The sequence below is a fragment of the Delftia sp. ASV31 genome, from assembly GCF_016428765.1.
In the GTDB taxonomy this organism is placed as follows: domain Bacteria; phylum Pseudomonadota; class Gammaproteobacteria; order Burkholderiales; family Burkholderiaceae_C; genus Comamonas; species Comamonas acidovorans.
This window is the reverse complement of sequence record NZ_JAELTK010000028.1, coordinates 13,329-25,877: the sequence shown is the minus strand read 5'-3', so window position 1 is coordinate 25,877 and position 12,549 is coordinate 13,329. Positions and strand designations below refer to the sequence as shown.

The 12,549-nt window shown below is 69.9% G+C and carries 12 protein-coding genes; 8 read left to right on the top strand and 4 right to left on the bottom strand.

Going from position 1 to position 12,549, the window contains the following annotated elements; all coding sequences use genetic code 11:
• Positions 1-43: 43 nt before the first annotated feature.
• The 3 genes from JHD82_RS12455 to JHD82_RS12445 are packed head-to-tail and all read left to right on the top strand — an operon-like array spanning position 44 to position 2,582.
• Positions 44-1,339, top strand: a complete 1,296-nt coding sequence (locus JHD82_RS12455; RefSeq protein ID WP_199136748.1) for a dihydroorotase — start codon at positions 44-46, stop codon at positions 1,337-1,339.
• 2 nt (positions 1,340-1,341) lie between these two features.
• Entirely contained in the window at positions 1,342-2,091 is a 750-nt protein-coding gene (locus JHD82_RS12450; RefSeq protein ID WP_199136746.1) for a 1-acyl-sn-glycerol-3-phosphate acyltransferase, read from the top strand.
• Between the two features lie 14 nt (positions 2,092-2,105).
• Positions 2,106-2,582 (top strand): GNAT family N-acetyltransferase, encoded by a 477-nt coding sequence (locus JHD82_RS12445; protein WP_199136744.1) that lies wholly within the window; start codon positions 2,106-2,108, stop codon positions 2,580-2,582.
• 26 nt (positions 2,583-2,608) lie between these two features.
• On the opposite strand, the gene JHD82_RS12440 is transcribed toward JHD82_RS12445, so the two are convergent.
• The 4 genes from JHD82_RS12440 to JHD82_RS12425 all read right to left on the bottom strand — a co-directional run bounded on the left by JHD82_RS12440 (position 2,609) and on the right by JHD82_RS12425 (position 6,242).
• On the bottom strand, positions 2,609-2,995 hold the full coding sequence (locus JHD82_RS12440) for a DUF1987 domain-containing protein (RefSeq protein WP_071954450.1): 387 nt from the start codon (positions 2,993-2,995) through the stop codon (positions 2,609-2,611).
• A 37-nt stretch (positions 2,996-3,032) separates the two neighbouring features.
• On the bottom strand, positions 3,033-3,665 hold the full coding sequence (locus JHD82_RS12435; RefSeq protein WP_013804021.1) for a DUF6272 family protein: 633 nt from the start codon (positions 3,663-3,665) through the stop codon (positions 3,033-3,035).
• Positions 3,662-5,059 (bottom strand): SpoIIE family protein phosphatase, encoded by a 1,398-nt coding sequence (locus tag JHD82_RS12430; protein ID WP_199136742.1) that lies wholly within the window; start codon positions 5,057-5,059, stop codon positions 3,662-3,664. The genes JHD82_RS12435 and JHD82_RS12430 overlap by 4 nt, the downstream gene beginning before the upstream one ends.
• An 85-nt stretch (positions 5,060-5,144) precedes the next feature.
• Positions 5,145-6,242: an ABC transporter ATP-binding protein gene (locus JHD82_RS12425; RefSeq protein ID WP_043783243.1), complete on the bottom strand. Its 1,098-nt coding sequence runs from the start codon at positions 6,240-6,242 to the stop codon at positions 5,145-5,147.
• Between the two features lie 211 nt (positions 6,243-6,453).
• Between JHD82_RS12425 and JHD82_RS12420 the strand changes: the two genes are divergently transcribed.
• From JHD82_RS12420 to arsC, 5 genes are all read left to right on the top strand, one after another.
• Positions 6,454-8,100 (top strand): iron ABC transporter permease, encoded by a 1,647-nt coding sequence (locus JHD82_RS12420; protein ID WP_199136740.1) that lies wholly within the window; start codon positions 6,454-6,456, stop codon positions 8,098-8,100.
• A gap of 57 nt (positions 8,101-8,157) precedes the next feature.
• The gene (locus JHD82_RS12415; protein WP_199136738.1) at positions 8,158-9,066 is read left to right on the top strand and encodes a LysR family transcriptional regulator; all 909 of its coding nucleotides are present in this window, start codon (positions 8,158-8,160) and stop codon (positions 9,064-9,066) included.
• A gap of 111 nt (positions 9,067-9,177) precedes the next feature.
• Positions 9,178-10,563 carry an 8-oxoguanine deaminase gene (locus JHD82_RS12410; RefSeq protein WP_199136736.1) on the top strand — a complete coding sequence of 462 codons (1,386 nt, stop codon included), beginning with the start codon at positions 9,178-9,180 and terminating at the stop codon, positions 10,561-10,563.
• A 206-nt stretch (positions 10,564-10,769) separates the two neighbouring features.
• Complete coding sequence (locus JHD82_RS12405; protein ID WP_013804016.1) at positions 10,770-12,086, top strand: nucleobase:cation symporter-2 family protein; 1,317 nt, start codon at positions 10,770-10,772, stop codon at positions 12,084-12,086.
• A 31-nt stretch (positions 12,087-12,117) separates the two neighbouring features.
• A complete protein-coding gene (gene arsC, locus JHD82_RS12400; protein ID WP_199136734.1) occupies positions 12,118-12,486 on the top strand; it encodes an arsenate reductase (glutaredoxin) in 369 nt (122 codons plus the stop codon).
• Positions 12,487-12,549: the final 63 nt, after the last annotated feature.

The window sequence follows — 12,549 nt, the reverse complement described above, 5'->3', positions numbered from 1 at the left end:
GCCGCAGCCCATGCGCCGCCTGCGGTCTACGGGGTAGCAAACCATGAAGATACTCATCCGCAACGGCCGAGTGATGGACCCGGCACGGGGCCTGGACCAGCAGGCCGACGTGGCCATCGATGGCGGCAAGGTGCTGGCCATCGGCAAGGCGCCCGAGGGATTTGCCGCAGAACGCGAGATCGATGCGGCCGGCTGCTGGGTGCTGCCGGGCCTGGTCGATCTGGCCGTGCGCCTGCGCGAGCCCGGCCACGAGCACGAAGGCATGCTGCAGTCCGAGATGGCTGCATCGGTGGCCGGTGGCGTGACCAGCCTGGTCTGCCCGCCCGACACCGACCCCGTGCTCGACGAGCAGGGCCTGGTGGAGATGCTCAAGTTCCGCGCCGAGAAGCTGCACCAGTCGCGCCTGTTCCCGCTGGGCGCGCTGACGCTGGGCCTCAAGGGCGAGGTGCTGACCGAGATGGCCGAGCTGACCGAGTCCGGCTGCATCGGCTTCAGCCAGGCCGAAGTGCCCATGACCAGCACCCAGACCCTGCAGCGCGCGCTGGCGTATGCGGCCACCTACGGCTACACCGTGTGGCTGCGCCCGCAGGAGCTGTACCTGGGCAAGGGCGTGGCCGCCAGCGGCCCGCTGGCCACGCGCATGGGCCTGTCCGGCGTGCCCGTGGCGGCCGAGACGATTGCCCTGCACACCATCTTCGAGCTGATGCGCGGCACCCAGGCGCGCGTGCACCTGTGCCGCCTGTCCAGCGCCGCAGGCGTGGAACTGGTGCGCCGTGCCAAGGCCGAAGGCCTGCAGGTCACGGCCGACGTGTCCATCAACTCGCTGCACCTGACCGATACCGATATCGGCTACTTCGACAGCAGCGCGCGCGTCACGCCCCCGCTGCGCCAGCAGCGCGACCGCGATGCGCTGTCTGCCGCGCTGGCCGATGGCACCATCGACGCCCTGGTCTCCGACCACACGCCCGTCGATGAAGACGCCAAGGTCCTGCCCTTTGCCGAGGCCGAGCCCGGCGCCACGGGCGTGGAGCTGCTGCTGTCGCTGGCCGTCAAGTGGTCGCAGGAAAGCGGTGTGCCCCTGAGCCGCGCACTGGCCGCCATCACGGCATCGCCCGTGCAGGTGCTGGGATCGGCGCTGGGCGAGCTGCAGGAGCAACTGGGCCGTCTGGCCGAGGGCGGCGTGGCCGACCTGTGCATCGTCGATCCGCAGGCGGCCTGGACCGTGAAGCCCCAGGAACTGGCCAGCCAGGGCAAGAGCACGCCCTTCGCCGGCTACGAGCTGCCGGCCCGTGTGCGCTGCACGCTGGTCGATGGCCGCGTGGCATTCGAACGCCGCTGAACATGAGCCGTCTGCGCAGGGGAGGGCGCGCCACGCTGCGCGCAGCGCGCCTGTTCGGCCATGTGTGCAAGGGGCTGTGGATCGTGGCCCTGCGCTTTCCGCAGCTGCCCGAGGCGCGCCAGCACGCCCATGTGCAGGCCTGGGCCCTGCAGTTGCTGGCCCATGCGGGCGTGCGCCTGGAGATCCAGGGCGAGCCGCCGCGCCACGGCCCCATGCTCATGGTCAGCAACCATATTTCCTGGCTCGACATTCCCGTGCTGCATGCGGCGCGGCACTGCCGCTTCATCTCCAAGTCCGACGTCAAGGGCTGGCCGCTGATCGGCACGCTGGCCACGGCGGCGGGCACGCTGTACATCGAGCGCACCTCGCGCCGCGATGCCCGGCGCATGGTGCAGAGCATGGAGGAATCCCTGCAGCGCCGCGAGATCCTGGCCATCTTCCCCGAAGGCACGACGGGCGACGGCCGCAAGCTGCTGCCCTTTCATGCCAACCTGCTGCAGGCGGCCGTGCAGATCGATGCGCCCGTGCTGCCCGTGGGCCTGCGCTTCATCGACGGCGCCACAGGGCAGATCAGCCATGCACCCAGCTACGAGGGCGACGAAACCCTGCTGGGCTCCATCTGGCGCACGCTGTGCGCCGACGACCTGGTGGCCGTCGTCCACTATGGGCAGCCGCAGACGGCCGAAGGCCGCGACCGCCGCGTCTGGGCCCAGGACCTGCATGCCGAGGTGGACCGGCTGCGCCAGGCCTGAACGCTGCCAGCGACATGACAGACACTCTCACGCTTCGGCCCTCGCGGCCTGATGACCTTCCGGCCCTGAACGCCCTTCTCTGGGCCACCTACGACAGCACCTGGAAGCCCCAGCTGACGGCGGACAAGCATGCGCAGTTCTGTGCCTCCGGCAAGACCGCGCAGTACGTGCAGTCGCGCGGCCACCTGTTCTGGGTGGCCGAATGCGATGGCGTGGTCGCCGGCTTCGTGGACTGGGTGGATGACTTCATCGGCGCCCTGCATGTGCTGCCGGCCTGGCAGGGGCGCGGCGTGGGCCGTGCGCTGCTGGCCCATGCCGAGCAGGCTCTGCGCGCCGACGGCCACGCCCAGGTGCGCCTGGAGACCGACAGCTTCAACACCCAGGCCCTGGGCTTTTACACGGCACAGGGCTACGCCACGCTGGACACCTATCCCGACGAGGAATGGGACTGCGGCCTGACCACGGTGCTCATGGGCAAGCCGCTGGCCTGAAAGGCCAGGGCGGAGCAGGCCCGCCCTCAGTTGCTGTAGGGCTGTCGCTCCAGCACCAGGTTGGCGAAGTCCTCCACCAGGTCGGCGCCCAGTTCCTCGATGGCGTCGTCTTCCTCGTCGAAGGCCCAGATCACGCGGATGTCCGTGCCCTTGCTGCCTGCATGGTCGAGCAGCTCGAACAGCGAGCGCAGCCCCATGGTCGATGCGCTGTTGATGTACTGCAGCTTCACCTCGGCCACGAAGCGTGCGGGCTGGCTGGCCTCGAAGTACTGGCCCAGCATGGCCAGCAGGGGGTTGAAGAAGGGCAGCGGGTTTTCGGGATAGCACTCGCCTTCGATGCGCAAAAGCTGCTCGGCCGGCGAGAAGACCACTTCGGGCGTGACGGAAGTGCGTTCGGATTTCAGTGCTTGCATGGCGGCGTCGTTCGGATTCGGGAAGGGGTCCCGGCGCTCAGATCAGCGCCTTGACGTGGAACACGGCATGGGGCGCGGTGTCTGCGGCGTCCTCTCCCGTGGCGATGTGGTACTGCAGCGGTGCCGAGGCGTCGCGCGCAATGGTCAGCCAGCCCAGGCCCGCGCCGCGGCTGATGTCATCGCTGGCGCCGTGGTCGGTGTTGTGCAGCTGGGCCTTGTAGGCGGCCTTGATTTCGGGGTGGCTCATGGCGCGCACGGCATCCAGCTTGGCGGCCAGGCGCGGCACATGTTCGCGGCGCACGGCGTTGCTGCAGGCAATCCAGAAGCGCGCCTGTGCCTGATCGGCCCCCGCGTCCGGGGCACCGGCCGGTGCATCGATGCGGCCCACGCCGATGGCGCCCTGCGCCACGGGTTCGCCGAGTGCCTGGCTGGCTCCGGCGTCAGAGGCAGGCAGCGGCGCCGCGTAGTGCAGCACGTTCTGCGCCATTTCGATGAAGGTGGAAAACAGCTTGCGCTTGGCGCTGCTGGATCCGTCCTCGCTGGCCAGCCGGCACTTGAGCGTGTCGGCTGCCGCCTGGATCACGTTGGGGTTGAAGGTGCCCGCGTAGTACAGCAGCAGGCCGTTGTGCTCGGCCTGGGCGCGCAGGTGCGCGAATTCGGACGGGCTCATGGCTGCAGGGCCTGGTTGCGCCACACCAGCAGCGAGACATCGTCGCGGCGGCGCTGCGTGCCCTGCCACTGGGCAAAGGCCTGCCGGAATTCGGCGCAGGCCTGGGCGGCGGGGCGGTCGTGCTGCTCGTGCAGGAAGCGCGCCAGGCGCTTTCTGCCATGGGCGATCTGGCGCGGGCCGCCCAATTGGTCGATGACGCCATCGGTGGCCACCATCAGCAGCGAGCCGGGCGCGACCTCCAGCTCCTGCGTGCTCCAGGCCGCGTCGTCGGGCGTGGTCGCATAGCCTATGCCCAGCTTGTCGCCGGCATGGATCTGCACCTGTGCCACCTCCTGCACGCCGCGCGGCGCCACCAGCAGGTCCAGCCGGGCCGAGGCAAAGCGCAGTTGCGTGCCGCAGGGAGACTGCAGGAACAGCGCGGCGTCCAGGCCGTCGCTGGAGGATTTTTCGGCGGGCAGGCCATCGGCGGGCGCTGCCGGTGCGCCCCAGGCGGGCTGGACGTCGCGGCTGCGCTGCTGCAGCACGCGCTTGATGTAGCGGTTCATCTGGCCCAGCAGGGCGCCGGGGTCGATGGCCGCGCCGGTGCCGGCGCCGGTGCCGGCGCTGGTGCCGATACCTGCAGGCGCCACGGCCTGTTCGAGAAAGGACAGCGCAATCAGCGTCATGAAGGCGCCCGGCACGCCGTGGCCTGTGCAGTCGAACATGCAGCCCAGCAGGCCCTGCGGTGTGGCGCGGAAGAAATACGCATCGCCGCCCACCACGTCGCGCGGCTCCCACAGCAGGCCGTGGTCGGCCAGCTGGCTGGCGAGCACGCGGTCGGATTCGACCAGGTGCGAGCGCTGGATCAGGCTGGCGTAGTCGATGCTGGCCATGAGCTGGCGCGTCTTGTCGGCCTCGATGTCGGACATGGCGGCCATCAGCGCGTGGCCCGTGCCTATGCCTGCGTAGCGGCCTTCCTCCACGGTGATGAAGCCGTCCTTGAGCACGCGGCTGCCGCTGGCCAGCGCCTGCTGCACCAGCTGGTCGATGGGCAGGCCGGCCGCCACCACCATGGGCGCGGTGTCGGTGAATACCAGGCAGCTGCGGCGGCCGAACACGTCGCGCGCAAAGGGCCGCGCGTACTGCTCCATGAAGCGTTGGCGGTTGATCAGGCCCAGCGGCCGGTCATCGGCCACCACGGCCAGGGTTTCGAGCAGGGGCTGCTCGCTGAACAGCCGGTGCACATCCTCGTTGCTGGCCTCGGGCGCGATCGGTGCCGTGGGCTGGCTGAGCTGGCCTGCACGGGCCACAAGGCGCGGCGCGGCGGGCGCCGGGGCCAGCGCGGGAACGGGTGCAGGGTCAGGTAGCTGATCCGCTGCAGGGTGCTGCGTGGAGGAGGGGTCCAGAGCAAACATGGGGTGGCCTTGAATTGTCACAAGATGTGACTGATTCTGGGTTCCACCCGTGACCGTCGAATGACAAAGCCCGGACGCCGCTGGTTCAGGCTGCAGCGGACTGCGGGGCGCCCTGTGTTTCTCGCGGGAAGGCGACCACGTGATTCATGTCGAGCCGGATCCCCACCCACTCGCCCACCGCATGGTCGTGGTGGCTGGGCACATGGGCCATCACGCTGTGGCCGCTGGCCAGCTCCAGCGTGTAGAGGAACTCCGAACCGCGAAACGCCTTGCGCAGGATGCGTGCCTGCACGGGCGAGGCATCGTCGTGCACCACATCGTCGGCGCGCAGCAGCACATCGCATTCGCCCCCCGGAAACTGCGCAGGCAGCGGGCAGGTGGCCGGATCGACCAGATCGCCCAGCGCCGTGCGCGCCACCACGCCGCCGGCCCCCGACTGCGCCAGCGTGGCCGGCACGAAGACGCCGTGGCCGATGAAGTCCGCCACGAAGCGCGTGGCAGGGCGGTGGTACAGCGAATAGGCATCGTCCCACTGCTGCAGCTGCCCCTGGTGGACCACGCCGATCATGTCGCCGATGGCAAAGGCCTCCAGCTGGTCGTGCGTGACGAACAGGGCCGTGGCGCCTGCAGCCTTGAGGATGCCGCGCACCTCATGCGCCAGGCGCTCGCGCAGGTCCACGTCGAGGTTGGAGAAGGGCTCGTCCAGCAGCATCAGCTGCGGGCTGGGCGCCAGCGCGCGGGCCAGTGCCACGCGCTGCTGCTGGCCGCCCGACAGCTCATGCGGAAACCTCCCTGCACTGCCGGCCAGGCCTACCAGCTCCAGCACCTCGGCCACGCGCTCGGCCTGGCGTGCCTTGGGCAGATGGTGGATGCCGAAGGCCACGTTGCGGCCCACGTTCAGATGGGGGAACAGCGCATAGTCCTGGAACACCATGCCGATGCGCCGCTGCTCGGGAGGGAGCGAGAAATCCGCGCTGCCCACGAGCTGGCCGTCGATGCGGATCTCGCCGCCGCTCACGGGCTCCAGGCCCGCCACGGCACGCAGCAGCGTGGTCTTGCCGCAGCCCGAGGGGCCGATGAGCACGCCGATGTCGCCAGCGGCCAGATTCAGCGTGACGCCCTGCACGGCAGGCCTGTCGCGGCCCGGGTAGCGCACCTCGAGTTGGGAGACGGTCAAAAACATGCGGCGATTGTAGAACCGCGCAAATGAATAGAATTCGCATTTGCATTGGCGGGCCAGGGGCATGCCCGGAGCCCGCCGACTCCAGCAGCCTGCAGGCACGCCCGGTCTCGGCGGCACATCGGCCCACAGGCCGGCGGCAGCCGCAGATCCCGGCCCGTTCCATAGCCCGGCAGCCAGATCCTCCCCTCATCCTCTAGCCGAGACCTCCGCTTTGCGCCGTCTGTCGTCCGTACTCCGCTCCCTTCCCCTGCTCCTGCTGGCCCTGGTGCTGATGCTGCCCGTGCTGGCCGTGCTCGGCTCCTGGCTGCCCGTGGGGCAGGGCGATGCCCTGGCCGGCTCCATCCTGCGCGAGATGGCGGCCACCGTGCTGCCCGGCTACCTGTGGACCACGGTCTGGCTGGGCCTGCTGGTGGCGCTGGGCGCGGCCATCGTGGGCACGGGCACGGCGGCGGCCGTGACGCTGTTCGACTTCCGGGGCCGGCGCCAGATCGAATGGCTGCTGCTGCTGCCGCTGGCCATGCCGGCCTATGTCACGGCCTATGCCTATACCGACTTCCTGCAGTTCAGCGGTCCGCTGCAGACCTGGATGCGCGACACCTATGGCCTGGAAGGCCGTCTCCTGCCCGAGGTGCGCAGCCTGGGCGGCGCGGTCTGGGTCTTCATCTTCTCGCTCTACCCGTATGTCTACCTGCTGGCGCGCACCGCGCTGGGCGAGCGCGCCGCGCACCTGATGGAGGCCGCGCGCCTCATGGGCGCGCCGCTGTCGCGGCGCATCTGGTCGGTGGCGCTGCCGCTGGCGCGCCCGGCCGTGGCCGCTGGCGTGGCCCTGGTGGTGATGGAGACGCTGGCCGACTTCGGCGTGGTCAGCTACTTCGGCATACAGACCTTCACCACGGGCATCTACAAGGCCTGGCTGTCCATGGACAACCGCATTGCCGCCGCGCAGCTGGCCACCTTCCTGCTGGTGCTGGTGGTGCTGCTGCTGCAGCTGGAGCTGCGCGCCCAGCGGCGCATGCGCTTCGTCACCGGCAGCACGGGCCGCGCCAGCTCGGCCGAGGCGCAGCCGCTGCGCCTGCGCGGCTGGCGCTGCGCGCTGGCCTGGCTGGCGTGCCTGCTGCCCGTGCTCATGGGCTTTGTGGCGCCCGTGTTCTTCATGCTGCGCCCGCTGGCGGCCGACTGGTCGGTGCTGCCCTGGGACCGCTTCCTCGACTGGGCGCTCAACAGCGTGCGCCTGGGCACCATCACCTCGGTGCTGGCCGTCATCATCGCCGTGGCCCTGGCGTTTGCCGTGCGCCGCCACAAGGAGTCGGCCGTCACGCGCGGCGTGGTGCAACTGGCCAGCCTGGGCTATGCGGTGCCGGGCGCCGTCGTCGTCGTCGGCCTGCTGCTGCCCGTGGGCTGGGTGCAGCAGGTGCGGCCCGAATGGGGCTTTGCCGGCCTGGTCACGGCCACCGCCGTGGGCATTGTCTGGGCCTACCTGGTGCGCTTTTGCGCCGTGGCCCTGCAGTCCATGCAAAGCGGCTATGCGCGCATCGCGCCCAGCCTGGACGACTCGGCCCGCATGCTGGGCACGGGCGCCTGGGGCATGCTGTCGCGCGTGCACTGGCCGCTGCTCAGGCGCTCCACGGCGGCGGCGGCGCTGCTGGTCTTCGTCGATGTGATGAAGGAGCTGCCCGCCACCATGGTGCTGCGCCCCTTCAACAGCGACACCCTGGCCGTCGTGGCCTACCAGCTCGCGCGCGACGAACGCCTGGGCGAGGCCGCCCTGCCGTCGCTGGCCCTGGTGCTGGTGGGCCTGATCCCCGTGATCATGCTCAGCCGCACGCTGCGCGCCGAGCGCCCGGGCACGGCCCGCTGAGCCTGCGCTGCCGGGTGCTGCAAAGCGCGGCCCGGCAAACCCCGCTACGCTCGCGCCATGCACGCCAGAGTCCTGCGCTATCTCGACGAAGTGGTCCGCCGCGGTTCCATCCGCAAGGCGGCCGAACATCTGCACGTGGCCCCCACGGCCGTCAACCGCCAGATCCTCGACCTGGAGGCCGAGCTGGGCACGCCCCTGTTCGAGCGCATCCACAAGCGCCTGCGCCTCACCCCGACGGGCGAGATGGTGCTGGCCCATGTGCGCGCCACGCTGCGCGAGCATGCGGCGCTGCGCGAGCGCATTGCCGAACTGCAGGGCGCGCGCAGCGGCGAGATCACCGTGGCCGCGACCACGGGGCTGGCCGGCTCGCTGCTGCCCTCGCTGGTGCATGAATTCCGCCAGCGCCACCCGGGCATCGTGGTGCGCATCATCGACCTGCCCCTGAGCGACATCGCGGCCGCCGTGGAAGGCGGCGACGCCGACCTGGGCCTGGCCTACGACCTGTCCGAACGCCCCGCGCTGCGCGCGCTGGCCACCAGCGAATGGCAGATCGGCGCCATCGTGCCGCCCCGGCATGCGCTGGCGCGCCAATCGTCCGTGCTGCTCAGCGAGTGCATAGGCCATCCGCTCATCCTGCCCGCGCCGCCGCTGTCCATCCGCAGCCTGCTGGACGAAGCCTTTGCGCGCAACGCCATCGAGGTCACGCCCGTGGCCGAATCCACCTCCATGGCGCTGATCCAGCGCCTGGTCATGCTGGGCGAGGGTATTGCCCTGCTCAACCCGCTGGACGTGATGGAGGAGCGCAGCCGCAATGCCCTGGTCTTCGTGCCTTTGCGCGATGCGCATCTGCGGCGGCAGACGCTGGTGCTGACCGGCCGGGCCAGGGGGCATTTGAGCGCGGCGGGGGAGCTGATGGCCCAGTCCATCGGCCAGGCGCTGGCAAGGCTGTTTGCCGGGGGGCGGTGAGTCTTTGGCACTGTCCACTTTTTGTGGACACATCGGGCGGAATTCAGCGCTATCGGCAATGGCTTGTCCTTCCTAGACTGGCGGCTTTTCCATTTCGAAGAAGAGAACGCCATGACCTTGATCGCACTGAACGCCGATGTACTCGTCACCATGGATGCGCAGCGCCGCGAGATCCGCGACGGCGCCCTGGTGGCCGACGGCCCGGCCGTGCAATGGGTGGGCGCCACGGCCGATCTGCCGCCGCAGTACCGCCGCATGGTGGACGACGGCACGGCCCAGGTGCTGGACATGCGCGGCCGCGTGGTCATGCCGGGCCTGGTCAACACGCACCACCACATGTACCAGAGCCTCACGCGCGCCGTGCCGGCCGCGCAGGATGCGGAGCTGTTCTCGTGGCTGACCAACCTGTACATGCTGTGGTCGCACCTCACGCCGGAGATGATCCACGTCTCCACCCAGACCGCCATGGCCGAGCTGATGCTGTCGGGCTGCACCACCACCAGCGACCACCTGTACCTGTATCCGAATGGCGCTCGGCTGGACGACTCCATCGCCGCGGCGCAGCAGATGGGCATGCGCTTTCATGCGGCGCGCGGCTCCATGAGCCTGGGCCGCAGCAAGGGCGGCCTGCCGCCTGACGCGGTGGTGGAGGAAGAGGAAGCCATCCTGCGCGACAGCCTGCGCCTGATCCAGCAGTACCACGACAGCGCACGCCACTCCATGCTGCGCGTGGTGCTGGCGCCGTGCTCGCCGTTCTCGGTGACGTGCGAGCTGATGCGCGAGTCCGCCGTGCTGGCGCGTGCGCACGGCGTGTCGCTGCACACCCACCTGGCCGAGAACGACAACGACGTCGCCTTCTCGCGCGAGAAATTCGGCCTGACCCCCGCGCAGTACGCAGAAAGCCTGGGCTGGGTCGGCCCCGATGTCTGGCATGCCCACTGTGTCAAGCTCGATGCCGAGGGCATTGCGCTGTTCGCGCGCACGGGCACGGGCGTGGCGCATTGCCCGTGCTCCAACATGCGCCTGGCCTCGGGCATTGCGCCCGTGCGCACCATGCGCGATGCGGGCGTGCCCGTGGGCCTGGGTGTGGACGGCAGCGCCTCCAACGACGGCGCCCACATGCTGGGCGAGGCGCGCCAGGCCCTGCTGCTGCAGCGCGTGGGCCACGGCCCTGCCGCCATGGGCGCGCGCGAGGCGCTGGAGATCGCCACGCTGGGCGGCGCGCGCGTGCTGGGGCGCGACGACATCGGCGCGCTGGCGCCGGGCATGTCGGCCGACTTCGTGGCCTTCGACATGTCGGGCGTGGGCTACGCGGGCGCAGGCCATGACCCCGTGGCCGCGCTGGTGTTCTGCACGCCCACCGACGTGTCCACCAGCGTCATCAACGGCCGTGTCGTGGTCCGTGACGGCCACCTGCTCACGGCCGACCTGCCGCGCGTGCTGACACGCCACCGCGAACTGGCCCGCACGCTGTTCGAGCGCGCAGCGGGCCACTGACATCTCCCTGCAGCGCGGCAGGCCGGCACCCAGTCCATCGCGGGTGCCGACCTGCCGCCCTGCGCCATTTCCCCGAAGCATCTCCAGGAGGCTCGAAGACCCGGACAGCACTTTCAGGACCCCCACCCTTTTCCGGCACCACTGCCCCGACATACATACAAGCGCCTCTGAAGAGGCCGACGGCCAGGACACAAGGAGACAAGACAATGGAACAACTGCTTTACAAGGTGGAAGACCGCCCGCCAATGCTCATCACCACGGTGCTTCTGTCGCTGCAGCACCTGCTGGCGGCGCTGGGCGGCATCATCGCCGTGCCCCTGGTCTTCGGCGGGGCGCTCAAGCTGCCGGCCGACCAGATCGTGGCGCTGGTGAATGCAGCGCTGCTGGGCTCGGGCGTGGTCACCATCGTCCAGTGCAGGGGGGTGGGGCCCGTGGGCATACGGCTGCCCTGCGTCATGGGCACAAGCTTCGCCTTCGTGGGCGCGGGCATCAGCGTGGGGCTGGAGCATGGCGTGGCCGGCATCCTGGGCTCCTCGCTGGTAGGGTCGCTGGTGATGATCGTGGGCAGCTACTTCATGCCCGTGATCCGCCGCTTCTTTCCGCACACCGTGACCAGCGTGGTCGTGACCATGATCGGCCTGTCGCTGACCCCCGTCGCCGTGGACTGGGCTGCGGGCGGCGTGGGCCGCAGCGACTACGGCGCGATTGGCCACCTGGCCATCGCCGGCTTCGTGCTGGTGCTGGTGATCGGCTTCGTGCAGTGGGGCAGGGGCATCGTCTCTGCCTCGGCCGTGGTGCTGGGCATCGCCTGCGGCTATGTGCTGTGCCTGGCGCTGGGCCTGATCGACTTCACCCAGGTGAGCGAGGCCGCGGTCTTCGCCATCCCGCAGCCGCTGACCTTCGGCATGACGTTCCCGGTGGCCGGCATCGTCGCCATGTCCATCGCCTTTCTGGTGACCATCGTCGAGACCACGGGCACCTTCATGGCCCTGGGCGCGGCCACGCAGACGCGCATCGACGGCAAGCGCCTGTCCAGCGGCATGCTGTGCGACGGCGTGGGCTCGGCCTTCGCCGCCGTGATGTCCAGCCCTCCGCTGTCCACCTTCGCCCAGAACGTGGGCGTGGTCTCGCTGACCGGCGTGGCCAGCCGCCACGTGGTCATGCTGACGGGCGTCATGCTGCTGCTGGCCGGCCTCTTTCCTGTGCTGGGCGCACTGGTGGTGACGATTCCGCAGCCTGTGCTCGGCGGTGCGGGGCTGATGATGTTTGCCATGATCATTTCGGCCGGCATCCGCATGCTCAGCGGCGCCGAGCACTCGCGGCGCGCCAGCCTGATCATCGCGGTCTCGCTGGGCTGCGGCCTGGCGGTCACGGTGCGCCCGGACCTGCTGGCCCGCATGCCTGCCTTCGTGCGCGAAGTCTTCGGCTCGGGCATTACCGTCGGCGCCCTGGTCGCGGTGGGGCTGAACCTGCTGCTGCCCGGCCGCGAGGTCGATGCCCATCCCGAGGAAGCCGTGGCCTGATGCGCATTTTCATGGGCCTACACTGCGGCCCATGAACACCACCGCACCCCGCACCGACATCACCATCTACCACAACAACCGCTGCAGCAACTCGCGCGGCGCGCTGGCCCTGCTGCGCGACAACGGCGTGGAGCCGACCATCGTCGACTACATCGCCCAGCCCCTGGACGCTGCGCAACTGCAGGCCCTGGTCCGGCGGCTGGGCTTGCCCGTGCGCGAGCTGCTGCGCAGCAAGGAAGCCGTCTTCGCCGAGCTGGGCCTGGGCGATGCATCCGTCAGCGATGAGCAGCTCATCGCCGCCGTGGCCGAGCACCCCGTGCTGCTCAACCGCCCCATCGTCGTCACCCCCAAGGGCGCGGCGCTGTGCCGCCCGCCGGAGAAGGTGCTGGCGCTGATCTGAGATGCACGGCGAGGGTTCTAAGCCTCGCCTAAGTCTGCCCCTTCAGACTTCTCCTCAACGCAG